The organism is Actinosynnema sp. NPDC020468 (genome assembly GCF_040642015.1).
Classification (GTDB): domain Bacteria; phylum Actinomycetota; class Actinomycetes; order Mycobacteriales; family Pseudonocardiaceae; genus Actinosynnema.
The window spans coordinates 54,085-79,205 of sequence record NZ_JBFAEO010000015.1; the positions used below are offsets into that span (position 1 = coordinate 54,085).

Annotated in this window: 20 protein-coding genes; 9 read left to right on the plus strand and 11 right to left on the minus strand. The window is 72.8% G+C overall.

Annotated features, from left to right (window positions below):
* Positions 1-622 precede the first annotated feature (622 nt).
* Entirely contained in the window at positions 623-1,537 is a 915-nt protein-coding gene (locus tag AB0G50_RS13585) for an SDR family NAD(P)-dependent oxidoreductase (protein ID WP_360106743.1), read from the minus strand.
* A 108-nt stretch (positions 1,538-1,645) separates the two neighbouring features.
* Here AB0G50_RS13585 and AB0G50_RS13590 point away from each other — a divergent pair, with 108 nt between their 5' ends.
* A complete protein-coding gene (locus AB0G50_RS13590; protein WP_360106746.1) occupies positions 1,646-2,212 on the plus strand; it encodes a TetR family transcriptional regulator in 567 nt (188 codons plus the stop codon).
* A 13-nt stretch (positions 2,213-2,225) separates the two neighbouring features.
* Here the strand turns inward: AB0G50_RS13590 and AB0G50_RS13595 are convergent, their stop codons facing one another.
* Complete coding sequence (locus AB0G50_RS13595; protein WP_360106749.1) at positions 2,226-3,437, minus strand: MFS transporter; 1,212 nt, start codon at positions 3,435-3,437, stop codon at positions 2,226-2,228.
* 84 nt (positions 3,438-3,521) lie between these two features.
* On the opposite strand from AB0G50_RS13595, the gene AB0G50_RS13600 reads away from it, so the two are divergent.
* Together AB0G50_RS13600 and AB0G50_RS13605 are read left to right on the plus strand one after the other, a co-directional pair.
* On the plus strand, positions 3,522-4,100 hold the full coding sequence (locus AB0G50_RS13600; RefSeq protein ID WP_360106752.1) for a helix-turn-helix domain-containing protein: 579 nt from the start codon (positions 3,522-3,524) through the stop codon (positions 4,098-4,100).
* Between the two features lie 313 nt (positions 4,101-4,413).
* On the plus strand, positions 4,414-4,824 hold the full coding sequence (locus AB0G50_RS13605; RefSeq protein WP_360106755.1) for a VOC family protein: 411 nt from the start codon (positions 4,414-4,416) through the stop codon (positions 4,822-4,824).
* Between the two features lie 117 nt (positions 4,825-4,941).
* Here AB0G50_RS13605 and AB0G50_RS13610 read toward each other — a convergent pair whose 3' ends face one another.
* The 4 genes from AB0G50_RS13610 to AB0G50_RS13625 form a co-directional block, all read right to left on the minus strand.
* Positions 4,942-6,075: a M48 family metallopeptidase gene (locus tag AB0G50_RS13610; RefSeq protein ID WP_360106758.1), complete on the minus strand. Its 1,134-nt coding sequence runs from the start codon at positions 6,073-6,075 to the stop codon at positions 4,942-4,944.
* Positions 6,076-6,144: 69 nt separating this feature from the next.
* Positions 6,145-6,483: a DUF6204 family protein gene (locus AB0G50_RS13615; RefSeq protein ID WP_360106761.1), complete on the minus strand. Its 339-nt coding sequence runs from the start codon at positions 6,481-6,483 to the stop codon at positions 6,145-6,147.
* 76 nt (positions 6,484-6,559) lie between these two features.
* Complete coding sequence (locus tag AB0G50_RS13620; RefSeq protein ID WP_360106764.1) at positions 6,560-8,251, minus strand: protein kinase; 1,692 nt, start codon at positions 8,249-8,251, stop codon at positions 6,560-6,562.
* Positions 8,252-8,430: 179 nt separating this feature from the next.
* On the minus strand, positions 8,431-9,000 hold the full coding sequence (locus tag AB0G50_RS13625) for a superoxide dismutase (RefSeq protein ID WP_360106767.1): 570 nt from the start codon (positions 8,998-9,000) through the stop codon (positions 8,431-8,433).
* Between the two features lie 487 nt (positions 9,001-9,487).
* Between AB0G50_RS13625 and AB0G50_RS13630 the strand changes: the two genes are divergently transcribed.
* The 3 genes from AB0G50_RS13630 to AB0G50_RS13640 all read left to right on the plus strand — a co-directional run bounded on the left by AB0G50_RS13630 (position 9,488) and on the right by AB0G50_RS13640 (position 13,306).
* Positions 9,488-11,626 carry a M4 family metallopeptidase gene (locus tag AB0G50_RS13630; protein WP_360106770.1) on the plus strand — a complete coding sequence of 713 codons (2,139 nt, stop codon included), beginning with the start codon at positions 9,488-9,490 and terminating at the stop codon, positions 11,624-11,626.
* Between the two features lie 221 nt (positions 11,627-11,847).
* Positions 11,848-12,801 carry a helix-turn-helix transcriptional regulator gene (locus AB0G50_RS13635; RefSeq protein ID WP_360106773.1) on the plus strand — a complete coding sequence of 318 codons (954 nt, stop codon included), beginning with the start codon at positions 11,848-11,850 and terminating at the stop codon, positions 12,799-12,801.
* Positions 12,802-12,853: 52 nt separating this feature from the next.
* On the plus strand, positions 12,854-13,306 hold the full coding sequence (locus tag AB0G50_RS13640) for an oxidoreductase (RefSeq protein WP_360106776.1): 453 nt from the start codon (positions 12,854-12,856) through the stop codon (positions 13,304-13,306).
* A 1-nt stretch (position 13,307) separates the two neighbouring features.
* Here the strand turns inward: AB0G50_RS13640 and AB0G50_RS13645 are convergent, their stop codons facing one another.
* Positions 13,308-13,553, minus strand: coding sequence for a DUF2630 family protein (locus tag AB0G50_RS13645; RefSeq protein WP_360106779.1), 246 nt, complete (start codon positions 13,551-13,553; stop codon positions 13,308-13,310).
* 182 nt (positions 13,554-13,735) lie between these two features.
* On the opposite strand from AB0G50_RS13645, the gene AB0G50_RS13650 reads away from it, so the two are divergent.
* Complete coding sequence (locus AB0G50_RS13650; RefSeq protein WP_360106782.1) at positions 13,736-14,644, plus strand: hypothetical protein; 909 nt, start codon at positions 13,736-13,738, stop codon at positions 14,642-14,644.
* Positions 14,645-14,779: 135 nt separating this feature from the next.
* The gene (gene asnB / locus AB0G50_RS13655; protein ID WP_360106785.1) at positions 14,780-16,618 is read left to right on the plus strand and encodes an asparagine synthase (glutamine-hydrolyzing); all 1,839 of its coding nucleotides are present in this window, start codon (positions 14,780-14,782) and stop codon (positions 16,616-16,618) included.
* A 35-nt stretch (positions 16,619-16,653) separates the two neighbouring features.
* On the opposite strand, the gene AB0G50_RS13660 is transcribed toward asnB, so the two are convergent.
* Positions 16,654-16,845 carry a DUF397 domain-containing protein gene (locus AB0G50_RS13660; RefSeq protein ID WP_360106788.1) on the minus strand — a complete coding sequence of 64 codons (192 nt, stop codon included), beginning with the start codon at positions 16,843-16,845 and terminating at the stop codon, positions 16,654-16,656.
* Between the two features lie 165 nt (positions 16,846-17,010).
* Complete coding sequence (locus AB0G50_RS13665; protein WP_360106791.1) at positions 17,011-17,862, minus strand: helix-turn-helix transcriptional regulator; 852 nt, start codon at positions 17,860-17,862, stop codon at positions 17,011-17,013.
* Between the two features lie 604 nt (positions 17,863-18,466).
* Between AB0G50_RS13665 and AB0G50_RS13670 the strand changes: the two genes are divergently transcribed.
* Entirely contained in the window at positions 18,467-19,675 is a 1,209-nt protein-coding gene (locus AB0G50_RS13670; protein ID WP_360106794.1) for a hypothetical protein, read from the plus strand.
* Here the strand turns inward: AB0G50_RS13670 and AB0G50_RS13675 are convergent.
* Positions 19,612-21,750: an ATP-binding protein gene (locus AB0G50_RS13675; protein WP_360106797.1), complete on the minus strand. Its 2,139-nt coding sequence runs from the start codon at positions 21,748-21,750 to the stop codon at positions 19,612-19,614. The two genes, AB0G50_RS13670 and AB0G50_RS13675, sit on opposite strands and share 64 nt — an antisense overlap.
* A gap of 171 nt (positions 21,751-21,921) precedes the next feature.
* Positions 21,922-24,963, minus strand: coding sequence for a BTAD domain-containing putative transcriptional regulator (locus AB0G50_RS13680; RefSeq protein ID WP_360106800.1), 3,042 nt, complete (start codon positions 24,961-24,963; stop codon positions 21,922-21,924).
* Positions 24,964-25,121: the final 158 nt, after the last annotated feature.

Sequence of the window (25,121 nt, forward strand, 5' to 3'; positions counted from 1 at the left end):
CGGGCCGGTGTCCGGGGTGGGCATCGGCTTGGCGTTGGTCGGCGGGGGCGACGATCGGCTTGGCGTTGGTCGGCGCCGGGGGCGGCGGGCTAGGACTCGGCTGGGCTCGGCGTGTGCGGGGGCGAGGGCTTCTTGTTGGCCTGGCCCGGTGTGAGGTCTGACCGCTCGCGTTGGCTGGGCTGAGGGTTGGTGTTGGCCGGGCGAGGTGTGCGGGCTGAGCGCTCGTGTGTGCTGGGGCCGGCGTGGGTTGAGGTTGGCGTTGGCTGCGCCAGGTGTGGAAGCTGAGCGCTCGTGTCGGCTGGGGCCGGGTGTGTGTGTGTGTGGACTGAGGCTCGCGGCCGGTCGGCTCGTAGGGCTGGAGGTCCGCTCGGCTGGGCTCTGCGGGCTCGGCGTGGGGGACTGGGGGTTCGCGTCCGCTTTGGCTGGGCTCGGCGTGGAGGCTGAAGGTTCGCTTGGCTGGGTCCGGTGTGGACGGCTGAGCGCTGCGGCTTCGCCTTGGCCAGGGCGGGTGTGGCGGGGTGCTTCGGCCTTGGTCGGGTCGGTGTGGAGAGTGGGCGTCGGCTTGGTCTGGCTGGGCCGCGGGCGGTCGATCGGTGGGATGACTGGGCCGACGCGGTGTGGGTCAGGGTGGGGTTGTGCCGGTGAGTTCGGCGGAGGCTTCCCACAGGCGGGTGGCGGTGGTCGGGTCGGACAGGGTGGGGTGGACCCGGTGGCGGACCGGGGTGCCTCGGAGGCCGAAGGCGCGCGGGGCCCAGAGGTCGCCGTTGTGGGTGTTCGGGTCCAGGGTGGCGCGGACCGCGGGCCAGGCTCCGGCGTGTTTTCCTTGCAGGACAAGGGCAGCCGGTCGGGCGGTCAGGCGGCGGGCGGGGCCGGCGGTCGGTAGCGGTGGGCGTGGTGGGGTCAGGGTGTCCAGTGCGCCGCCCGGGTGGTCGACCACGCTGATCGTGGTGCTGCCCCGGGCTTCCAGGCGGCGGGCCAGTTCGAAGCCGAAGAGCATTTGGGCCAGTTTGGACTTCGCGTAGGCGCCGTCCGGGGTGTAGTCGCGGGCGCAGTGGAGGTCCGCGAGGTCCAAGTCCGCGGACTTGGCCACGAAGCTGCCCGTGGTCACCACGCGTCCGGCCGGCGCGGCGGCCAGCAGTGGGAGCAGGTTGGCGACCAGGGTGAAGTGGCCCAGGTGGTTGGTGGCGAACGTCAGTTCGTGGCCGGCCGCGGTCGTGCGGCGTGGGCCGGACAGCAGCACACCCGCGTTGCACACCACCGCGTCCAGGCGGTCGAGGCCGTCGGCGGTGAGGGTGGTCGGGTCGGACAGGTCCACGTGCCGGTGGTGGAGGCGGGCGTCGGGGACTCTGGCGCGGATCGCGGTCATCGCCTGGGCGGCCTTGGTGGCGCTGCGCGCGCCCAGGAGGACGGTCGCGCCGGTGCCCGCCAGTTGTTCCGCGACGAAGTAGCCGATGCCCGCGTTCGCGCCCGTGACCAGGAACGTCCGGTCGTCGGCGCGCGGGAGGCGGTGCACGTCCCAGGGGTGGTGCGGTCGCATGGTCGGCTCCTCGGGAAGGTGACGGTGCCACCACGGTATCCGAAGTTGCTTCGAAATCGGAGTGACTTCGATTTCATCGCGACTAGCGGCAGGACCTACGGTGGGCGCATGGCGGACGGGCGGCGGGAGCGGAAGAAGGCGGCGACGCGGGAGGCGTTGTCGGCGGCGGCCACGCGGTTGTTCCTGGAGCGCGGGTTCGACGGCGTGACGGTGGCCGAGATCGCCGACGTCGCCGACACGGCCGTGTCGACGTTGTTCGCGCACTTCCCGGGCGGGAAGGAGGCGCTGGTCCTGGGCGACCGCACCGAGCGGGAGGCCGCGCTGGTGGCGGCGGTGCGGGGGCGGGACGGGTCGGTGTTGGTGGCACTGCGCGACTTCCTGGCGTCCCGGGGTCCGTTCCGGCCGGGTTCCGACCCGGCGTACCGGCGGCTGGCCGACCTGGTGATCACCACGCCCGCGCTGCGCGCCTACGCCCGGTCGCTGTGGACGGGGTGCGAGGCCTCGCTCGTGGCGGCGATCGCGGAGGAGACCGGTCGGGACCCGGCCGACCTCTCGCTGCGGCTGCTGGCGCGGTACGTGCTGGAGATCCCGGACCTGGCGGGCGTCGCGGCCGATCCGCTCGCCGCGCTGGACGTCGCGTTCGACCACCTCCGCCGCGGGTGGCCGGAGTTGTGACCGCGCCAGGGTGTCACGCGTGGACGCGACGGGCGAGGAGCACGCCCGGCACGACCACGACCGCCGCGACGAGGAACGCCGTCGAGTAGGACGTGCCGGCCGCCAACGCCGCGGCCTGACCGCCGACGGCGCCGCCGATCGTGCGGGCGACCGCGTTGACGCTGTTCGCCGCGCCCGCCCTGGCCGGCGGCGACGCCTCGGCGACCATGCGCGGCAGCGCGGACATCGCCAGGCCGTAACCGACGCCGCCGACCGCGTAGACCGCCGCCACCGCGACCGGCCCGTCGTGGGTGAGGGCCAGCAGCGCCGAACCCAGCGCGGCCAGCGCCGCGCCGACCGCGAACGGGACCCGCGCGGCCGACCGGAAACGACCCACCGCCCAGCTCGCCGGGATGGTGACGAGCGTGCCGGGCAACAACATCAGCGCCGCGCCGGTCACCGACGTGCCGAAGCCGTCGGCGGACCCGGCGAGCCGGGGGAGCAGGGCGTAGAGCATGAACTGGTTGACGCCCAACAGGAACGCGCCCGCGTGCGCGAGCAGCAGCGGTCGGTTCGCGCGCGGGCCGGTCGGCGCGGCGCGGTCGGGCGGCGGGAGCACGGGCACCAGCGCGGCCGTCGTCACCAGGGCGGCCAGCGTCACGGCCGCTCCGACGACGAACAGCCAACGCCACGACGCGTGGTCCACCAGCACGCCGCCGAGCAGCAGCGCGGCGCCCGCGCTGCCGGTGACCAGACCCGTCGCGAGGGCCAACCCGGCGGGCACCCGGGCCGGCGGGAGCGCCTCCCGCGCCACGGCCAGCGCCAACGGCAGGAACGCCAGGCTCACGCCCTGGACAGCCCGGCACGCGATCAGCGTCCCGACGTCCGGCACGGCGATCGCGGCGAGGGTGCCCACGAGGTGCAGCGCCAACGCCCACACCAGCACCCGCCGCCTGCCCAGCCGGTCGGCCAGCCGTCCGGCCGTCGGGGTCAGCAGCGCGCCCGCCAGCAGCGGCGCGCTCAGCACCGCCCACGACGCGGCGGACGGGCTCGCGCGCAGGTCGTGCTGGATCGCGCCGGCCGCCGGCACGAGCATGACCTGCATCAACCCGTAGGACAGCACGGCGAGGGACACCGCGGTCAGCACGCCCGAGGCGCCGTCGCGCGGCGGGGAGGTCGGGACCGCCGTCCCGGCCCTGCCCGCTGGTCCGCGTGCCCCCGCCACCTGGTCCGCCTCCGCGTCCACCGCGCCCCCTCCCAATTTGCGAACGTAGTTCGCAAAAAGCGACGCTACACTCCGGCGAACCGCGTTCGCAAAGAGGTGACGGTCATGTCGGGCGATCCGCCACGCCCTCGCGGGCGACCGCGCACGCTGAGCCGGGACGCGGTCGTGGAGGCCGCTCGTCGGGTCGCCGACGAGGAGGGCCTGGCGGAGTTGACGCTGCGGCGGGTGGCGCGGGAACTCGGGACCGGGCAGGCCTCGCTGTACCGGCACATCGCCGACCGCGGCCAGTTGCTGGGCCTGCTCGCCGAGGGGCTCGCCGCCGGGTACCCGTTGATCGCGCCCGACGGCGCGGACCCGGTGGACGGCGTCGTGCGCCAGTGGCAGTCGATGCGCGCCTACCTGGTGGCCCACCCGTGGGGGCCGCAGGTGATCGCGGGCGGTGAGTTCGCCCTGGACGCCGCGCGGCCCGTCGCCGAGCACTGCGTGGCCGGGCTGCGGGCGACCGGGCTGGCCGACGACGACGCGGTGCGCGCGTACCGCTCGCTGTGGCACCTGCTGCTCGGCCACCTGCTCAACGCCCACCCGTTCGGGCACCTGCACGGGAGCGGTCCGGCGGGGGACGACTTCGCCTGGGCGGTCCGGGCGCTGGTGCTCGGCGCCGTTGAGTCCACTGTGGACGGATGACGGCGGTGTCCGGCGCCGGCCGCGGTACCACGGCGCGTCGGCGCTCAGGGCGGGTCCGGGATGCCGTTCGCCTGGGTGGGTGAGCGCGGTGCTCGTCGCACCGGCTCCGGGGCCGGAGGGCTGAGCGAGATTTCGCGGTCGTCGTCACGGTCCGCAATGGACGGAGGGTGCTGAACCCACACTTTAGGGTGCTCTGCTCCTCAACCGTTTCTGGCGACCCGACGCGCTGCCACACTGGGCCCGGTTGCTGTGATCAGTGCGGATTCGACGGAACGGTGGTCGGATCAGCCGCTCCGCTACGGAGGTTTCTGCCGTGTCCAATTCCCTTTTCGGTGACAACGTGGGCTTTGTCGCCAAACTCGATGTCACCGACCTCCAGTCCAGTACCGAGTGGTACGCCGACTCGCTGGGGCTGTTCCCGGACCCCCGCTACCAGACGCGGACGTGGTCGCAGCTCAACGTGCCGGGTCTGCCGGGCATCGCGATCGGGCTCGATGCGTCCGGCGGCTCGCCCGGCACCGGCGGCTCCACGCCGACCTTCGTGGTGGCCGACATCCAGCGCACCGTGGCCGAGTTGACCGCGAAGGGCGTGAAGGTCGGCGAGATCACGCCGGTGGGCGAGGGCGTACAACTGGCGTTCTTCAGCGATCCCGACAGCAACGAACTGGGTCTGCGGCAGAACGGCCCGACGCACCCCGGCCCGGAGGCCGTGGGTCGCGCGTAGCGCGGTGGCGGGCGTCGGGGCCCGGAGCGGGTCCCGACGCCGTCCCGACCGCGAGCGGTCAGTGCCGCCGTCGGCCGGGCGCGGTGCCGACGCGCGCACCGCCACCGGGGAGCACCGTCACGACCAGGCCAGGTCGCGACCGGCCTTGGCGTACCAGCGGGACAGTTCGGCGTCGATGCGGGCCGAGTCCTCCTCGGTCAACTCCACCGCGGGGTCCTGGTGCGGCCACGATTCGACGATGCGCGCGCGCAGGCCCGACGGCGGGTGGCCCTGCCACAGCGTCGACGCGGCCACCGACTCGGCGCGCAGCGACTCGAGGTCCAGTCCGGGGCGGACCCGGTCCGCGGCGGCTCGCCACGTGGTCGCGCCCGGGTGGTCGCGGTGCGCGGTGACGCTGGTCTGCACGGCGCGCTCGGCCGAGGCGATCGCGGTCTGGAGGGCCTCGCCCGCGACGGCGTCGTCCAGCAGCGCCACCGCGGCGTCGGTGCCCGCGAGCCGCACCGAGACGGCGTCCGCGCAGTACTCGGCCCGTTGCCGGTCCCGGAGCGCCACGATCAGCACACCCGCCTGCACCAGCAGGAAACCGCGTGCCAGCAGGCGTTGCAGCGGCGCGATCAGCCGTTCCGCCAGTTCGATCGCGAGGTTCGCGCCGGTCGTGGACGAACTGGGCCGCACCATGTCGGCCAGGATTCCCGGCGTGGCCACGGCGGGCGCGGTCAGCAGGCCGCGGGTCGGGTCGCCGTTCACGAAGTGGCCGAACTCGTGGCCGAGCAGGGCGACCCGCTGCCCGGGCGACAGCACGCCCCACAGCGGCAGGCCCAGGGTCAACATGCGGCGGCGGCGCAGGCCGGCCACGCTCGCGCTCGCGTTGAACTCGAAGTCCAGGGCCACCACGTGCGGCGCGGGCGCGTCCGCCGCGTCGGCGATCCGGTCCAGCAGCGCGAACAGGGTCGGCGCGGCGTCCCGGGTGATCACCGACCACGGGGTGTCCTCGACGCCCAGCCGCGGGCGCAGCGCCCACGCCACGGCGATCAGCACCAGTCCGGGGAGGATGGTGAGCGACGGGAAGTCCCGCAGCACCAACCACCCGCCGGTCACGAGGCCGGCGAGCACCACCAGGACGAGCAGCAGCGACCCGGCGGCGAGACCCGCTCGGGCGGCCGTCCACTCGGGACGGGTGGGCGGGGTTGTCGAATACGCGGCGAACTGGCGTGCGTCCAGTCTGAGCGCCGCGGTCTTGAGTCTTTCCACGGGGAGGAGTCTGCCTGCCCGGCCCGCCGAACTCGGTGGCCTTCGGGCGACATCATGATCACGGAACGGTCAGGCCTGCCGCCGCGGTCGGTTGATCTTGATCAGGTCCACGTCCGTCGCGGACGCCTTCATGTCGCGGAAGTCGACGTCGAACGCCTCCACCGCGCGCGCCGCCAGCGCCATGCCCCGGTCCCGCACCGCGCGGTCGTCGTCCGCGACCTCGGCGCGCAGCTCCACCCGGAAGCTGAAGAAGTCCAACCCGCGGTCGTAGGTCAGGTTCCCGGTGTCGCTGAACCCGTTGGTGATCATGCTGTGCCGGTCGACCTCGGCCAGCAGTCGCGTGCGACCCGCGTCGTCCAGGTCGGTGAACCGGCCGCGCACCAGGATCCGGTACGTGTGCTCCGCCATGTGCCTCGTCCTCCGCCGTGCCGATCCGGGGACGTCATCGTCCCCGACCCGGCCGGCGTCGGGCAATCGGGTTTCGTCAGCGCACGACGATGGCGCCGGGCGCGGAGAACACGGCCAGGCAGCTGTCGTATTTCAACGACCAGCGGTGGCCGCTGTAGGACTGCTGGGTTTTGGTCTCGCCCGGCTCCACGTCGAACCAGTGCTGCCACTCGCCGGTGAAGTCGATCCAGTACACGATGATCGGGTAGCCGCCGCTGCGCGCGTTGGTCACGGTGAACTCGGAGGCGAAGCCCGTCGGCGAGGACGGCACGTCGGCCTGGTCGCACGAGTAGAACGACACCGAGCCCGACACCTCCGGGTCGGCGAGGGCCGGCTGCGTGGTGGTCGTCGTGGTCGTGGTGGTGCTCGTGCTCGTCGTCGTGCTCGGTTCCCACGTGGTGGTCGTGGTTTCCGTCGTGGTGTCGGTCGTCGTCGTGGTGGTCGTGGTGCCGGAACTGCCCACCGGGGTCGACGGGGAGTTGGTCAGCGCCAGCGTCAACGCCACCGCGCCGCCGATCGCGACCACGGCGGTGCCCACCGCCGCCACCGACACCCAGCGCTTGCGACCCGTCGGCTGCGGGCCGGTGTAGGTCGGGATCGGCGGCAGGGTGGCGTTGCGGAACTGCGGCTGCGGCACGGGGAAACCCGGCGGCGGGGTGTTCGGGGCGTAGAAGACCGGCGCGGGGCGGCCGGGCAGCGAGTGCGGCGGCACGGGCGCGGGTGTCGGGAAACCGGGCGCGGGTGTCTGCGGCGGGGGAGTGCCCGGCAACGACTGGCGCGGCACGTCCGACGCGGCCGGTCGCAGTCGGGTGTGGGTGGCGTCGGGCTGGCGCGACGACGGCGCCACGTCGATCCGGGTGGCGGGCGGTGGCGGCGTCTCGACCCGGGTGGGCGTCGGCGCGGACCCGCCGGCGGTCAGCGCGGCCCGCGCGGCGGAGGCCAGCGCGCCCGCGGTGGCGTAGCGGGTGGTCGGCTCCTTCGCCATCGCCAGGGCCACCACGCCGTCGAGGGCGACCGGCACGTCGGGCACCGCGGTCGACGGGCTGGGCGGCGGCACGCTCAGGTGCGCGTGGATCAGGGCGGGCATGTTGCCCGCGGGGAACGGCTTCGCGCCCGTCAGGCACTCGTGCAGCAGGCAACCCAGCGCGTACACGTCCGAGCGCACGTCCGCCTCGCCGGTGACGAACCGCTCCGGCGCCATGTAGTCCAGCGTGCCGATGGCGGCTCCGGTCGCGGTGAGACCGGTGGTGCCCGAGGTGCTGCGGGCGATGCCGAAGTCCAGCAGGTAGACGAAATCCGCACCGTCGACCTGGGACAGCAGCACGTTCGACGGCTTCACGTCGCGGTGCACCAGACCGGTCGCGTGCGCGGCGTCCAGCGCCGAGCCGAGCTGGCCGATCACGTCGACCGTGCGCGCGGGCGACAACCTGCCCTGCGCCAACACCTTGTCCAGGTCGCGCCCCTCGACCAGGAACATGTCGAGGTAGAGCCGGCCGTCGATCTCGCCGAAGTCGTGGATCGGGATCACGTGCGGGGCGCTCAACCGGGACAGCAGGCGCGCCTCGCGGCGGAAGCGGGCGCGGAACTCCTCGTCGTGGGCCAGGCTCGCGGGCAGCCGCTTGAGGGCCACGTACCGCTCGTTCGCCGTGTCGTAGGCGCGGTGCACCTCGCCCATGCCACCGCGTCCGAGCAACGACTCGATCCGGTACGGCCCGAACTGCTCGGACATGCCACCCCTCATCCACACCGACTGCCCTGGACATCGTCGCGACCCGTGGTGGCGCTACGCCTCGGGCGTGATCGACAGGAACTACCACGGACGGTGATCAACCGTGTCGGCAACGTGCGGAAACGGGGTGGCCGGACGCCGCGAGCGGCGGTTCTCGCGACATCCGGAACGGTGTGGTGTCAGAACTTCACGGTCGCGCAGGCGAGTCGGGGGCCGGCGGTGCCCGCGCTGCCTGGCTCGCTGCTGGTCTTCTGGGCGTGGATCACCACGGAGCCCGCGCGCCGGTCGGCGAACTGCCACGGCACGGAGGTCGTGACGACCGCCCGGCCGCGGTGGTCGGTGGTGAAGTCCAGCCAGATCTCGTTGGTCGGGTTCGCGTAGGCGGGGTCGACCGACGGCTGCTTCGGGTCGACCTCGTGCTGGTGGTGCGCGCCGGCGTCGGTGGGCAGCGCGCCGCACGGGCGTTGGTGGGCGTGCGCGCCGTAGGTCCGGTCCGGCACCAGGCCGTGCACGCTCAACAGCACCTTCGTGGACTTCCGGCGCACCGGCGTGCCCACGACGAGCACCGCCGAGCCGGGCTCGACCAGCGCGGTGTCGTAGGTGAACGCCTTGGTGGCGACGTCCGGCGTCTCGAACCGGGCCAGCGTCACCGCGACGCCCTGCGCGCCCGGGTCGTCGTCGGCGCCCGCCACACCCGCCGACGTCACCACCAGCGCCACTGCGGTCAACGCGGAAAGGAGGTTGCGCAAATCCTCACACCTTCCTGGAAAAGGGCGGCCATTGTTCACGGGCGGCCCGAATGTAGCAGTACGGGCGAAATGTCTGCGGCCTCACTCGAATGGGCCATGGATTACCGTCGGTATCGGTGGAAGGGGAATGCGACATTCGGCTCACGCCATTGTGCGGGTGCCGATTCGACACCCGGTCGGAATGACGCGCCCGGCGGACCGGCGGTCCCGGTGGGGTTGAAAGATCCACAGTGGACGCCGCGCCGGGCCGTCGGGTAGCGTGCGGTTTGTCCGAATTTGTTGCGGCGTAACGGTTTTGACGGCGCCGGCGGGTGAACATCCCGGGCTGTGATGGACCTGTCGCGGGCCCGCCCCGCGGCGTTAACGTCTCGCGTGTTCGGCCCGCGGCGGCCCCTCGCACCGACGCGGAACCTGTTCTCCCCCTGCGTTTTCCGGGTGACCGGTGGCCTTACCGGGCCGACCGGGGCGTGCCCGGGAAAGGAACACGATGAGATCGACTCACCGGCTCACCGCGCTGGGCGGTGCGGTGGCCGCGGGCATGGTGGTCATCGGCACCGCCGTCGCCACGCCGACGCCCACCGCTCCCGTCCCGCCCGCCGTCTCGGCGGCTCAGGCGCAGGCCAACGCCACCAGCGGGGCCGCCGCGCTGGTGGCCAACCCGCCCGCCGGGTTGTTCGCCAGTGCCAAGGACAAGTTCGTGCAGCGGACCGTGCGGTCCGCGGGCGGGCTCCAGTACGTGGTGTACGACCGCACCTACCAGGACCTGCCGGTCGTGGGCGGCGACTTCGTGGTCGCCACCGACGACAGCGGCGCCGTGCGCGCCACCTCCGTCGCCCAGACCAGGGCGCTCGGCGACGTCGACGTCCGCGCGGCCAAGCTCGACCAGGGCCAGGCCGACGCGGTGGCGCTGCGGCAGTTGACCGGCGCGAAGGTGGTGTCCGCCGGGCGGAAGGTCGTCGTCGCGGACGGCGCCGGCCGCCTCGCCTACGAGAGCAACGTCGAGGGCAAGGACTCCGACGGCGAGTTCAGCAGCCTGAGCGTCTACGTCGACGCGCTCGACGGCCGCGTGCTGAGCACCGTGCAGCACGTCGCCGCGGGCACCGGCACGGGCAAGTGGAACGGCCCCGCGCCGCTGCCGCTCGACACCGTGAAGTCCGGCAGCACGTACTACCTGCGCGACCCGGGCATCTCCGCGCTGGAGTGCCGCGACTACGCCACCGACACGGTGCTCACCGGCACCGACGACACGTGGGGCAACGGCAGCGGCACCAACAAGGAGACCGGCTGCGTCGACGCCCTGTACGTCGCGCAGACCGAGAACAAGATGCTGTCGCAGTGGTTGGGGCGCAACAGCTTCAACGGCAACGGCGGCGCGTGGAAGATCAACGTCGGGCTGGACGACCAGAACGCGTACTACTACAACTCGCGGCCCGCGTACGTCTACATCGGACACAACCCGAGCGGCGAGTGGGTGGCGTCGCTGGACATCCTGGGCCACGAGATGGGCCACGGCATCGACGACTACTCCGGTTCCGGCGGCTTCTCCGGCGGCGGCACCCAGGAGTTCATCGCCGACACCTTCGGCACCGCCACCGAGTGGTTCGCCAACGAGTCGTCGCAGTACGACCCGCCGGACTACGAGATCGGCGAGCGGTCCAACCTGCTCGGCACCGGGCCGATCCGGTACATGTACCAGCCGTCCAAGCACAACAACGACCCGAACTGCTACTCCAGCAGCATCCCGAACGCCGAGGTGCACGCGGCGGCCGGTCCGGGCGACCACTGGTTCTACCTGCTCGCCGAGGGCAGCAACCCGACCAACGGCCAGCCGACCAGCCCCACCTGCAACAACAGCACGATCACCGGTCTCGGCCTCCAGAAGGCCATCAAGATCATGCACGGGGCCGTGCAGCTGAAGACCTCGGGCAGCAACTACCTCAAGTACCGGACGTGGTCGCTCCAGGCCGCGAAGAACCTGTACCCCAACAGCTGCGCCGAGTTCAACACGGTCAAGGCCGCGTGGGACGCGGTGAGCGTGCCGGCCCAGTCGGGTGACCCGACGTGCACCGGCGGGCCGACCACGACCACCTCGCCCACCACCACGACCACGCCGCCCACCACGACGACGAAGCCCACGACCACCACGCCGCCGACCACGACCACCCAGCCCGGCGGGTGCTCCGGTCAGAAGCTGGCCAACACGGGCTTCGAGTCGGGCCGCACCTCGTGGAGCGACCCCAACACCGCCATCGGCCAGTTCGGCGCCCAGGCGCCGGCGCGCTCCGGCACGTGGGACGCGTGGCTCGGCGGGTGGGGCTCGGCGCACACCGACACCATCTCGCAGTCGGTGGCGATCCCGGCCGGGTGCCGGGCCACGCTGAGCTTCTGGCTGCGGATCGACACCGCCGAGGTCGATCCGGCCGTCTACGACAAGCTCGTCGTGTCGGTCGGCGGCACGGCGGTGGGCACGTACACCAACCTGGACAAGACCAGCGGGTACGTCCAGAAGACGATCGACGTGTCGTCCTACGCCGGTCAGACGGTGACCGTGAAGTTCGCGGGCACCGAGGACCAGTCGTTGAAGACCTCCTTCCTGGTCGACGACACGGCGTTGACGCTCGGCTGAGCACCACGCACGGCGGGCACGGGGCGGGCACCACTGCGGCGGTGCCCGCCCTCGTCGTGTGAATACTCACGCATTTGGGTTAATCGTCTCCATCATTCGCGCAGGTCAGGCCACTTCACGCGATCACGCCGCCTTCACGGTTTTGAACAGCGGGCCGACACCCCTTGAACAGTGCGGACCCGGTGCACATGCTGGGCACTCCTCATCCGGGAGGTGGCACCGTGACGACGGCCGCGCGCGAACCGGCAGTTCCCCTGCCCCCCGAACTGGCGGCGGCCCTGCGCCAGGGCTCGTTCCACGACGCGCTCGACCTCGCGATCCGGCTGCGGGGGTTGTCCCTGGAGGCCGTGCAGCGGCGGATGTCGGCCCGCGGCGCGCGGGTCAGCCAGGCCACGCTGAGCTACTGGCGGCGTGGTCGGCGCTCACCCGAGGGTGAACGGTCGCTGCGGGCGGTGCGGGCGCTGGAGGACTGCCTGGTGCTGCCGCGCGACGCGCTGGTCCGGCTGATCGGGCCGCAGCGGCCGCGCGGGCGGTGGATCGGGCACGTGCCGGGCACCATCAGCCTCGCCACCGCGCTGGAGCTCGAGCCGACCGTGCTGACCTCGTGCGACGGCATCGACCTCGACGGCAACAACCGGTTGTCCATCGTGTCGCTGCACGAGCACGTGCGGATCGACGCGGACCGCGCCGAGCGGTCGGTGGTCAGCGAGATGGTCGTGGTGAGCAAAGCCGATGGCGTCGACCGCTGGGTGCTCTTCTTCCACCCCCAGGACCGCGGCGACCACCGGCCGACCCTGGTCCGCACCGAGGGGTGCCGGGCCGGTCGGGTCCGCACGGACCCGGGCAGCGAGCTGCTGGCCGTGGAACTGCGCTTCGACCACCCGCTGCGCACCGGCGAGAGCTACGTGTTCGGCTACGAGATCGGCTACGCGGGCGTGCCGCCGCAGGGCGACACCATCCAGTACGGCCTGCGCACCCCGGCCCGCGAACTGCTGATCCAGGTCTCGTTCGACCCGGCCACCGTCCCGGTGCGCGCCTACCGCTTCCACCGGTCCCGCACCGACCCGGACGCCGCGCAGGGCTCGGAGCTGTCGATCGGCGTGAGCGCCACGACCCACATCTGCGTGCTGGACGCACCACCCGGCGTGCACGGCATCGTGTGGGAGTGGGACTAGCCGCTCGCGGAAAGCCTGGGCAAGTCCACGTGAGGTGTGCCAGGCTCCCGGCGTGCGCGGAACGCTCTACGAGTTCGCCGGCGGCGCCGAGGCGCTGCTGGCCCTGGCCCGGGCGCACCACGCCCGGTGCGTCGCCGATCCCGAGCTGAACCACCCGTTCACCCGACCCGGCCAGAACCCCCGGCACGTCGAGCGGCTCGCCGCGTACTGGGGCGAGGTGTGGGGCGGGCCGGCGGACTACACCCGGTCGTACGGCGACCACACGGACGTAGTGGTGATGCACGCCGGCAACGGCGACATGGACGACCTCGGCCGCCGGTTCCTGGCGTGCTTCCTGCTCGCGCTGGACGACGCCGGGCTGCCCGCCGACCAGGACTTCCGGGCCGCGCTGCGCGGGTACATGGAGTGGGCCGTGGCGGACATGGTCGCGCACCCCGACTCGGCGGAGCGCGTGCCGGCCGGTCAGGGCGTGCCGCGGTGGTCCTGGGACGGGCCGGTCGGCTGAGCTACTGGCGGTAGCCCTCAACCTCGCCGGCCGGTCGCACGGCCGCCTCGTCCGGGTCCTGGCCCGCGTGCCGGAGCGCCCGGCGCTGCCGCAGCAGGTCCCAGCACTGGTCGAGCGCGACCTCGAGTTCGCGCAACCGCGCCTGCTCGGCCTCCGGCGGCAACCCGCCCGCCACGACCTTCGCGCGCAGGGCGTGCTCCTCGGCGACCAGCGCGCCGATCCGCTCGTGGATACCGGTGTCCGTCATGCGACCAGCCTAGGCACGGCGGACGGGCGCGCGCCAACGACGGCGTTCCGGGCGTGATCGGTGGTGGGCGGACGCCCGTTTCCGATGCGCGGAGGTTGTGATGGGTTCGTGACCGGGTGTAACGGCTAGGCCGAACCGCCGATTCCCGGATGTCTGAACGTCGGCACCCGAGGAGTGACGCGGTGATCGAGAACTCGGCTGTGGGGCTGGTGATGGTGGCGGCTGAGGTCTCGGTCGTGGTCACCCGGGAAGAGGATCACCAGGTGGAGCTGTCCCGGTACGCGGTCGTGCCGGGCGGGCGGCGGGAGGTGGCCGTCGAACTGGACTGGTGCACCGCCACGGCCGGGCGGCACCAGGGCGAGCTCGTCCTGGAGGTGCGGCTGGACGGTCGGCGGGTCGGCGAGCTGACCCAGTTGATGAGCAGGCGGTACGCGCACCTGGTCGGTGGGGTGCTCGCGGCCGGTGGTCGTCCGGGCTGCCTGGCGACGGTGCGGCGCGGCACGCGGGGGTTGGAGGTCGTGCTGCGGCTGCCCCGCGAGGCCGCCGCCGTCGCGCCGGTTCCGGTGCCGGTTCCCGGTCCGCTGCCCATGCCGCAGGCCGGTCCGCTGCCCGTGCCGCTGGGCGCGCCGACGCCGCGGCGTCGCCGACCGCTGTGGATCGCGGCCGGGGTGCTGGGCGTGCTGCTGGTGATCGGACTGGCGAACGCGGGCAACCGCCGGTCCGACGTGGGCACGGCCGCGTTGACCGGCACCACCGCCGCCACGACCACCGCGGCCAAGGCCACCACGACGCTCGTGCCGACCACCACCACCCCGTCGCCCACGACCACCACGACGACGACAACCACCACCACAACCACGACCACGACTCGGCCGGTGCCCACGACGACCGTCGCCGCGCCGCCGGTGGTGACCCAACCCCAGGCGTCCGGGTGCGACCCGAACTACACCGGGTGCGTGCCGATCGCGAGCGACGTCGACTGCGCCGGTGGCAGCGGCAACGGGCCCGCGTACACCACCGGTCCGATCCGGGTCGTGGGGCGCGACATCTACAAGCTCGACGCCGACGGCGACGGGATCGCCTGCGAGTAACCGGGTGGCGTTGGCGACCCAGCGTGGTCGGACCAGGACGGAGAGTGCAATTCGGGCAGACAAATCCCCGTGTTGGTGTTACACCGGAGCCGTAGATAGTTGCGGTAGCTAAGCAGTGGCCACGGGGAGGCGCGCATGTGCGGTATCACCGGATGGGTTTCCTTCGACTCCGACCTCACGCGACGGCAGGACGTCGTGGACGCGATGACCGCCACGATGTCCTGCCGCGGTCCCGACGACGAGGGCACGTGGGTCCGCACGCACGTCGCGCTCGGCCACCGGCGGCTGGCCATCATCGACCTGCCCGGCGGGCGCCAGCCGATGACCGTCCGCACCCCGAACGGCGACGTCGCGCTCATCTACAGCGGTGAGACCTACAACTTCGCCGAACTGCGCGCGGAGTTGACCGCGCTGGGCCACGCCTGGGAAACCGACAGCGACACCGAGGTGGTGCTGCACGGCTACCTCCAGTGGGGCGAGTCGGTGGTGGACCACCTCAACGGCATGTACGCCTTCGCGATCTGGGACGGGCGCGAGGACCGGCTCGTGATGGTCCGCGACCGGATGGGCATCAAGCCGTTCTACTACCACCGGACGCCCGACGGCGTGCTGTTCGGCTCCGAGCCCAAGGCGATCCTGGCCAACCCCCTGGCCGCGCGGGTGGTCGACGCCGACGGGTTGCGTGAGCTGCTGACGTTCACCAAGGCGCCCGGGGTGTCGCTGTGGAAGGACGTGCGCGAGGTGCTGCCCGGATCGCTGGTGACCGTGACGCGGGAGGGTCTGCGGTCGCGCACCTACTGGCGGCTCGACGCGCGCGAGCACTCCGACGACCGGGACACGACGGTGGCGCGGGTGCGCGAGCTGATGACCGACGTCGTGCACCGGCAGCTGGTCGCCGACGTGCCGCGGTGCGTGCTGCTCTCCGGCGGGTTGGACTCCAGCGCGGTCACCGGGCTGGCCGCCGCGCACCTGGCGTCGCACGGCGAGGTGCTGCGCACGTTCTCGGTCGACTTCCTCGGCCAGGAGGAGAACTTCAAGCCCGACGGCATGCGCGACACCGCCGACTCGCCCTACGTGCGGGACGTGGCGCGGCTCGTCGGGTCGGCGCACCGGGACGTGGTGCTCGACCCGGCCGCGCTGAGCGACCCCGAGGCGCGGCGCGCGGTGCTGGTCGCCCGGGACTCGCCGTCCGGCATGGGCGACCTGGACACGTCGCTTTACCTGCTGTTCAAGGCGATCCGGGAGGAGTCGACGGTCGCGCTGTCCGGCGAGTCGGCCGACGAGGTGTTCGGCGGGTACCGGTGGTTCCACGACGGCTCGGCCGACCTGGACACCTTCCCGTGGCTGGGGTTCTTCACCGCGCAGCCGGACCGGCGGACCTCGTTGTACGACGGGGAGGTGCTGCGCGCGCTCGACCTGGGCGCCTACGTCGCCGACCAGTACCGGACGGCGGTGGCCGAGGTCGACCGGCTCGACGGCGAGTCGCCGCGCGAGGCGCGCATGCGCGAGGTGTGCCACCTGCACCTGACCCGGTTCGTGCGGATGCTGCTGGACCGCAAGGACCGCGCGTCGATGGCCGTGGGGCTGGAGGTGCGGGTGCCGTTCTGCGACCACCGGCTGGTCGAGTACGTGTACAACGCGCCGTGGGCCTTGAAGTCCTTCGACGGCAGGGAGAAGAGCCTCCTGCGGCACGCGACCGAGCACGTGCTGCCGACGTCGGTGCGCGACCGGGTCAAGAGCCCGTACCCGTCCACCCAGGACCCGGGGTACGCGAAGGCGTTGCAGCAGCAGGTGAAGGAGGTGCTGGTGGAGGCGGACCACCCGGTGTTCGACCTGGTGGACCGCACGTGGGTGCACCGGGCGTCCGAAGTGGACGCGACCACGATGAACCCCGCCGACCGGGTGGGCCTGGACCGGGTCCTCGACCTGTACCACTGGTTCGACCTGTACTCGCCGCGCATCCACCTGGCCTGACCGGTCCGTAGTCGGACCGGCGCCCGCCGGTCCGACTACGGACGGACCACTGCCTGTCTGAACGCGGTCCAGGCCGCCGCCCCGAATGCCAACCGCTCGCCCGCACGATTACGGGTATTGCGAAGGTGGGCCGTTTTCGGAGTGAACGCGATTTCGACGCAGCCATGATCACCGGAAAATGTGCTCTTTCGCCAGGTGAGCACGAATTCCGGATCTTCGTCCGCCATGTGCCGGCCTCCTCCCGTGCCCCTGACTTGGGCGAGGTGGACACATGATATCCGCGGCGGTGCGGGAGGAGCCACCGCCGAGTGAGCGAGCGCCATTGCTCCGCTTCCGGCACCTCGTGGGCCGAAGTGGAATAGGACGGCGCTCAGCGCGTGTGAAGTTGGCGGTTAGCGGGGAACCTCCTCCAGCAATCGGTCGATCACCGCGTCGAGTCGGTCGCTCGGTTCGGCGAGACCTTCCAGTTCCAGGAAGATCTCCACGAAATTGCTCGCCTGCGCGGTGTCGTTCTGGATGACCTGGACACCGCTCGGCCATTCCAGGTACACCACGTGGTCCTGGTCGTCCGGGAACTCGAACACCTCGAAGTTGCCGCGTATCCCGCGGTGGACACCCTTGTCGAAGGTCAGGACCTGGATGGACACGGCGGGCCGGCGATTGAGTTCCTTCAGGTGTTCGAGCTGTGCCCGGAACACCGCGGGTCCGCCGACCCAGCGCCGCAGCGCGGCCTCGTCGATGACGAAGAACGCCTTCGGTCCGCCCTCCTCGAGGACCAGGCGCTGCCGTTCAAGGCGGGTCTTGACCTTGAAGTCCAGTTCGTCCTCGCGCGAGTACAGCCGCAGAATTTCCCGCGCGTAGTCCTCCGTCTGGAGCAGCCCGGGGATGACCAGGGTCTGGAACTGGCGGATCAGCGACGTCGCCGATTCCAGTTCGAGCAGGGCCGACAACTCCTTGCTCAGCTTGCCCTTGTACTTGTCCCACCACGCCTGTTGGCGGCTCGCCTTGGCCACCTCGACCAGTTCGGCGATGCGCTCGGCCGGCTCGCCGTAGAAGGCCAGGAGGGCGCGCAGGTCGGTAGTGGAGATGTTCACCGCGCCGGTTTCGATCCGGATGATCTTGCTTGTCGACCAGTCCAGCTCTTCGGCGACATCCCTTTGGGTGCGGTTGGCCCGGTCGCGTGCCCTGCGCAGCTCGGTGCGCAGACGTCGCTGCTGGGCTACAGGGTTGGTCGCCTGTGCCACGGAGTCACCTTTCACTCGGCTACCGGGCTATCTGCAACGTAGCATATAGCCATCTCGTCTTATGCTTGCTACCTTCATGCTAGCAAGCACTTCGGGATCTGACTTCTCGGATTCGGATGGGGTCATGGTCAAACACACGTGGGACACCGAGCGGGGACTGCTTGTCGCCGCACGCAACTCCACGTCGTTGTTCCGCTTGCTCCAGCAGTTGGACGGGATGATCGCAGCGCGCCGGGTGGCGCTCAAGTTCACTGTGGACAGTGGCTCCCAGTATGACCGCGACCTGCGCGAACACCTCTCGCAAGCCGGGTGTCACGTGTTGCCGTGGGAAGAGGCGGTGGCGACGAGGTTCGACGCCGTTCTCGCCTCCCACACCAGCTCCAGGCTGCACGAACTCGACGCGCCGCTGATGACGATTCCCCACGGCGCGGGATATCCGCGGTTGGTCCCGGAGACGACCGGGGGCGATGGAAGTTCACCCACAGGTGTGGCGCGGTCCCAACTGATGTCCGGTGGGGAAGTCATCCCCGCAAAAATAGGGCTTTCGCACGAAGAACAAATGTCGCTTCTTCGCCGCACCTGTCCCGAGGCGGAAAGTCGGGCGGTGGTCGTCGGGGACCCGGTGATGGACCAGTTGCGGTTCAGCCGCGGGCAGCGCGACCGGTACCGGCGGGAGTTGGGGCTCGGGGCGGACGAGAGGTTGGTGCTCGTCAACTCGACCTGGGGGCCGCACGCCACGCTCGCCGCCGACCCCGACCTGCCGCAGCGCCTGGTGGCGCAGTTGCCGCTCGGGCGGTACCGGGTCGCGCTGGTGCAGCACTGGAACATCAGCCAGGCCCACAGCCGCTACGAGGTGGGGCAGCAGTTCCGGGACGCGGAGCGGTGCGGGTTGGTGCTGGTGCCGCCGGACGCGAGTTGGCAGGCGGTGCTCGTCGCCTCCGACCTGGTGATCGGCGACCACGGTTCGGTGACCGTCTACGGCGTCGGACTCGGCAAGCCGCTGCTGCTGGTCAGCGACGGCGGACCGGAGGTCGAGCCCACCTCGGCGCAGGCCGACCTGTGGGCCGCCGCGCGCCGGCTCGACCTCGGGTCGTCGTTCCGCAAGCAGGTCGAGGAGGCGCTCGGGCGGCCCGACGCGGAGCCGTTGCGGCGGATCACCGACCGGGTGTTCGGGGTGCCCGGCGAGGGCAAGGCCCGGCTCTACGCGGAACTCCACGGACTGCTGGGCATCACCGGGGCGAAGCCGCGGGTGCACGCGGTGCCGCGGTTCACGCCCCGCGAGGCCGAGCCGGTCGGTGCGTACCTGGTGTCCGCGCGGGTGCGCGAGTCCCGCAACCGGGTCGAGCTGGAGCGGTTCCCCGATCTGCTCGAGCGGTTCCACGACCCCGACGCCGACGTGTTCCTGCTGGTGGACGACACCGAGGTGGACCCGGGCGTGCGGTCCAACGCCGAGGTCGTGGTCACCGGTGAGGTGACCGGACCCGCCGAGGCGGAGCGGTGGGTGCGGCGCGCGCTCGAGGAGTACCGGGGCGCGTCGGTCGCCGCGGCGGCGGTCGACGGCGGGTGCGTGGTGGGGTTGCGCGACGTCGGGCCGTGGCGGGTGTGCGTCGGGCCGGTGCAGGCGGCCTGCGCGCTGAACGCGTGGGTGTCCACAGGGCACCCGCTGACCCCCGAGCTGGTGCTGGCCGTCTTCGACAACGATGTCATAGGCGTGGTGGCGCTGTCCGAGGCGCCCGCGGTGGGTCCACCTCAGCAGCGGCGGTCCAGCCAGCGGAGGACCTCGGCGCTGCGCGGGTTGCCCGCCTCGCGGTAGAGCTGGTAGAGCCGTTGCGCGGACGTGCGGAGCAGACCGTCGTCGTGCTCGCCGAGCGCGATGACCACCAGCACCTCCAGCGCCTGCGCCTCCTTCACCGGCTGCTCGCGGTGCCGCGTCACGGCCACCGCGTCGTCCAGCACCCGGCGCGCGTCGGCGGTCCGGTGCAGCGCCTCGTACGCCCGGCCGAGCGCGATGTGCACCCGCGCGGTGGCCAACTCGTCGTGCAGGTCGGCGAGCAGTCCCCGCGCCTCGTCCAGCACCGGCAGCGCCTCGGCCGGTCGCACGGCGTGCACCAGCGCGTCGCCGCACTGGTAACCCTGGATGCCGATCGCCCGGGGGTCGCCGAGCCGGCGGCTGACGTCCAGCGCCACGCCGAACGCGCGCGCGGCCTCGGCGAAGTGGCCGCCGGCGCGCAGCAGGAGACCCCGCGACTCGTGCACCATCGCCAGCCCGTAACCCTCGCCGACCACGGCGCCCTCGGCCAGGGCGATCTCCGCGCGGGCCGCGTCGAACTCGCGCAGCTCGATGTGCGCGCGGGCCAACTGGTTGCGCAGTCGGCACTCCGCGTCGCGGTGGCCGCACCGGACCGCCGCCGCGACACCGATCCGGTGCGCCTCGATCCAGTCCGCGTGGTGCTTGAGGCTGTGGTAGAGCGCCCACAGCGCCTCGCAGAACCGCCACGCCGACCCGTCGTCGCCCAGTTCCGCGGCCAGTCGCACGGCGCCCAGCAGGTTCGTCCGCTCGACCTCGAGCCAGCGCTTGCCGGACGCGCCGTCGAACGCGACCGGCCAGTCCGCGACGGGATGCCGGGCCAGGCGCCACCGGGCCGGGCCCAGCACCGCGTGGTCCGCGGCGGCCGCGCCGAGCAGGTACCAGGCGACCACCCGCCGACGGGCCTCCTCGCGTTCCGCGGGCGGGCAGTCCCGGTCCGCGACGCCGCGCGCGTGCAGCCGCACGAGGTCGTGGAAGCGGTACCGGTCGGGCGCGTGCTCCTCGACCAGGTTCACCCCGCGCAGCACGCCGAGCAGCGCCTCGGCGTCCTCGTCGGGCCGGTCGGCGAGCGCGGCCGCCGCGCCGGGCCCGAAGTCCGGGCCCGGGTGCAGGCCGAGCAGTCGGTAGAGCCGTTGCGCCGGGTCCGGCAGTTCGCCGTACGCGGCGTCGAAGACGTGTTCCACGTGCTGGTCCCCCTCCACCGACAGCCGGCGCAGGCGTTGGCGGTCATCGGACAGGTGCCGGGCGTACCGGGCGACCGACCAGCGGTCCAGCCTGCCCAGCTCGGCGCCCACGACGCGCAGCGCGATCGGCAGGCCCGCGCACAGGTCCACCAGCCGGCGCACCGACGCCGGGTCGTCCGCCGCCCGCTCGTCGGTGAGCATCCGCGCCACCATCGACGCGCCGTGCTCGCCGTCGAGCGGCCGCAGCGCGACGGCGTGCGCGCCGTCGATGGCCAACCCGCTCAGCCGCCGCCTGCTCGTCGCGATCACCGCGCTGCCCGGCGAACCCGGCACCAGCGCGCGCACCTGGGCCGCGTGGTCCGCGCCGTCGAGCACGACCAGCAGCCGGCGGCGCGCGGTGAGGCTGCGGAACTGCGCCACCCGTTCGGGGAAGCTCGGCGGCAGGTAGTCCCACGGCACGCCCAACGCGCGCAGGAACGCCGCCACCACGTCGGTCACCGCGACCGTGCCGCCGTGCCGGTAGCCGTCGAGGTCGGCGAACAGCTGCCCGTCGGGGAAGCGGTCGGCGTTGCGGTGCCCGAACTCGACCGCGCACGCCGTCTTGCCCACGCCCGCGAGACCGGTCAGCACCACGATCGCCGCGCCGCCCGACCCGGCCGTCACGGCCCGCGCGATCCGGCACAGCTCGTCGCTCCGGTTGACGAACGCGTGCGGCGGTGGCGGCAGTTGGCGCGGCCGCTTGACCTGCGCCGCCGCCGGCGCGGCCACGAGCGTCACGTCCTGGATGACGTTGGCCTGCACCACGCTGCCCGCGACCGCGCCGGAGTGGTCGTTGCGCGCCGCGAGCGCGGCGAGCGCGCCGCGGAGGCCGTGGCGCGGCGTCATGTCCGGTTTCATCAGCACGTCTCCCGACCGGGTGCCGACCAGTATCACACCGATGCGGGCGGTCGGCGAGCAGCCCGGGACTGAACCTCGGCGGCCGTCCGCATCACGCTGAGTCCCCATTCCGACCGGCGGGCCTCACCCGGTTGGCGGTGCGCCGGCCCCTTCGGTCCACAGTGGACCTACTCACCGTCCACTGTGGCTGGTCGACTGCACCGCGCAGCGGAAGCACGTCGGCGCGCCCGCCAGGTGCACCCGGGCGTACTCGGCGTCCGCCATGCCGCGCGGGTACAGCCGCACCGCGCTTTCCCAGCACCGCCTCGCCTCACCGGTCTCGCCGCGGCGCATCGCGGTGTGCGCCAAGCCTTCCAGCGCCCGCGCCCGGTACCGCGGCGCGTCGTACTGCCGCGCGTACTCGACCGCCTGGGTGAACACCTTCTCGGCCTGCTCCGGTTCGCCGAGCGCGAACGTGGTCTCGCCGATCGCGTTCAGCGCCTCGCACTCCAGCAGCGGCAGGTCGAGCTTGCGCGCCAGCGCCAGCGACCGGCGGCCCAGCGCGAGCGACTCGTCCAGCAGGCCCAGCGCGCGCCGGGCCGCGCTCAACCCGAGCACCGCCACCGCCTCGCCGTGCTCGAAGCCCCGCTGCTCGCTCTCCCGCAGGATCCGGGAGAACTCGCGGACCGCGTCGTCGTGCGCGCCCTGGTAGTGCCGCACCGCGCCGATGCTCCACGCGGTCAGCAGCTCGGCCTGCGGGAACCGCTCCGAACCCTTGGCGCGCAACGCCTTCCGCAACGCGGCCAGCGCCTCGTCGTACCGGCCGAGATCGCGGTGCACCACACCGAGGTTGTTCGCGATCGCCGCGCCGAGCGGCGAGTCGGGCAGGTCGGCCACCAGGTCGCCCGCCGCCGCGAACGCGCCGTGCGCCTCGTCCAGCCGCTCCTCGGCCAGGTGGAGGTTGCCCAGCTCGACCAGTTGCGCGGCCTCGCACTCGCGGTCGCCCAGGGTGCGGCCGATCTCCAGCGCGGCGCGCAGGTGCGCCGCGGCCTCCTCGGTCGAGCCGCGCTCCCGGCACACCGCGGCCAACCCCTGGAGGCACGCCGCCTCGCCGCGCACGTCGCCGGTGCGCCGGGCGGCGCGCAGGCCGCGGTCGAACACCTCGGCCGAACCCTCGCCGTAGTTGCGGTCCCGCAACGCGGGCTGGAGGAAGCACGCGAGCTGCCACGCGTGGTCGTGCCAGTCGTGCTCGGCGGCGAACCTGGCCACCGCCATCAGGTTGCGGTACTCGGTGCGCAGCAGCGCGATCGCGTCCTGCGCGGTGGGCGCGGGCGGCACCTCGGGCCGGTGGTCGACGCGCGGCGGCAGCGGGTAGACCCGGTTGTCCAGGTCGCGCGACCAGTGGTGCGCGGCCAGCGCGTAGTAGTCCAGCAGGCGGTGCAGCGCGGTGCGGCGCTGGGCCTCGTCCTCGGTCTCGGTGAGGATCTGGTGGGCGCAGTCCCGCACCAGGTCGTGGAAGTAGAAGCGGCCGGTCGTGCTCTGCTTGAGCAGGTTCGCGTCGAACAGCGCGTCCAGCAGGAACTCGGCCTGCTCCGGCGGGCAGTCGGCGAGCGCGGCGGCGGCGTGCGGGTCGAAGTCGGTGCCGGGGTGCAGGCTCAGCAGCCGGAACAGCCGCTGCTGCGCGCCCGGCAGGTATCGGTAGCTCATCGTCAGCACGTGGCTCACGCTGCGGCCGTCGACCTGGAGGAACCGCATCCGCCTGCTGGCCAGCCGGTCGACCAGGTCCGACACCGTCCACGTGCCGCGGTCGCGCAGCCGGGCGGCGGCGATCCGGATCGCCAGCGGCAGCCGGCCGCACAGCTCGACCGCGGTCGCCGCGGCCTCCGGCTCGGCCGCCACCCGGTCCGGACCCGCGACCCGGGTGAACAGCGCCACCGCGTCCGCCGCCGGCAGCACGTCCAGCGACATCGGCACCGCGCCGTCCAACGCGGCCAGCTTGCGCCTGCTCGTGACGACGACCAGCACACCGGCCGCGCCCGGCAGCAGCGGGCGCACGTGCGCGGCGTCGATCGCGTTGTCCAGGATCAGTAGCGCCCGCCTGCCCGCCATCGCCGACCGCCAGCGCGCGGCGCGCCCCTCGAGCCCGTACGGCACCAGTTCCGGCGGCACGCCGCTGTCCCGCAGCAGGGCGTCCAGCGCCTGCTCGGGGGTGACCGGGTCGACGCCCGGGCTGAACCCGTGCAGGTCGATGAAGAACTGGCCGTCCGGGTAGTCGTCCGCGACCTGGTGCCCGAGGTGGACCGCGAGCGTGGTCTTGCCGACACCGCCCATGCCGTCGATCGCGGTGATCACCAGCGCGGTCGGCAGCACGCCCCTGGTTTCGGCCAGCAGCCGGACCAGCTCGGCCGACCGGCCGGAGAAGTCGCGGATGTCGTGCGGCAGGTAGGACCGGGTGGCCCTGGCCTGTCTCGGTGGCTCGGCGGTCGCCACGGCGGCGCGCGGCTGGTCCCGTTCGGCCAGGATCTCCGCGTGCAGCGAGCGCAATCGCGGACCCGGGTCGAGGCCGAGCTCCTCGGCCAGCGTGCGGCGGCCCTGGTCGTAGACCTCCAGCGCCTCGGCCTGCCGGCCGCACCGGTGCAGCGCGCGCATCAGGTGACCGCGCAACGACTCCCGCAGCGGGTGGTCGGCCACCAGCCGGCGCAGGTCCGCGATCAGGCCGCCCGCCTCGCCCCGGTCCAGCCGCAGCGCCATCAGCTCCTCGACCGCGGCCAGCCGCTGCTCGTCCAACCCGGCCGCCGCGCCGGTGATCGCCCGACCGTCCAACCCGGCCAGCGCGTCGCCGCGCCACAGCGCCAACGCCTCGGTGAGCAGCGCGATCGCGTCGTCCGCCGGCCGGTCGGGTCGGGCCGCCTCGCGCACCGTCCGGGCGAACAGGTGCGCGTCGACCGCGTCCTCCGGCACGTCGAGCCGGTAGCCGACGTCCGCGCGGGTGATGCCGACACCGCCGCCCGGCGCGGTCAACAACGCGCGCAGGCTGCCGACCGCGTTGTGCACCTGCTGGCGCACCGACCGCGGCGGTTGTTCCCACAGTTCCTCGACGAGCCGGTCGACGGGCACCACGCGGTTCGCGTTGAGCAGGAGCAGGGCGAGCAGTCGCTGCTGGCGCGCGCCCGGCACCCGCACGACCTCACCGGACGCGCGCACCTCCAGTGGGCCGAGTACCCGGAATTCCACCGCGCCGACCACCTTCGACTCGCAATGCGCGCGCTGCGCCACGGGGTCAGGTCTACCAGAAGTAGTCGACCGGTAGCAGGGCAATAGCCGGTGTGGATAGGCTGGCCGACGGCCGTCGCCCGGTGGTGGATCCCGCCGTGTGTTCCGCGGCTCCGCCG

Coding starts and splice junctions, on each gene's coding strand:
- AB0G50_RS13630 (WP_360106770.1), top strand. CDS start 9,488: ATGAGATCGACTCACCGGCTCACCGCGCTGGGCGGTGCGGTGGCCGCG.
- AB0G50_RS13620 (WP_360106764.1), bottom strand. CDS start 8,251: ATGTCCGAGCAGTTCGGGCCGTACCGGATCGAGTCGTTGCTCGGACGC.
- AB0G50_RS13645 (WP_360106779.1), bottom strand. CDS start 13,553: ATGACGGACACCGGTATCCACGAGCGGATCGGCGCGCTGGTCGCCGAG.
- asnB (WP_360106785.1), top strand. CDS start 14,780: ATGTGCGGTATCACCGGATGGGTTTCCTTCGACTCCGACCTCACGCGA.
- AB0G50_RS13585 (WP_360106743.1), bottom strand. CDS start 1,537: ATGCGACCGCACCACCCCTGGGACGTGCACCGCCTCCCGCGCGCCGAC.
- AB0G50_RS13675 (WP_360106797.1), bottom strand. CDS start 21,750: ATGAAACCGGACATGACGCCGCGCCACGGCCTCCGCGGCGCGCTCGCC.
- AB0G50_RS13590 (WP_360106746.1), top strand. CDS start 1,646: ATGGCGGACGGGCGGCGGGAGCGGAAGAAGGCGGCGACGCGGGAGGCG.
- AB0G50_RS13600 (WP_360106752.1), top strand. CDS start 3,522: ATGTCGGGCGATCCGCCACGCCCTCGCGGGCGACCGCGCACGCTGAGC.
- AB0G50_RS13660 (WP_360106788.1), bottom strand. CDS start 16,845: ATGGCGGACGAAGATCCGGAATTCGTGCTCACCTGGCGAAAGAGCACA.
- AB0G50_RS13615 (WP_360106761.1), bottom strand. CDS start 6,483: ATGGCGGAGCACACGTACCGGATCCTGGTGCGCGGCCGGTTCACCGAC.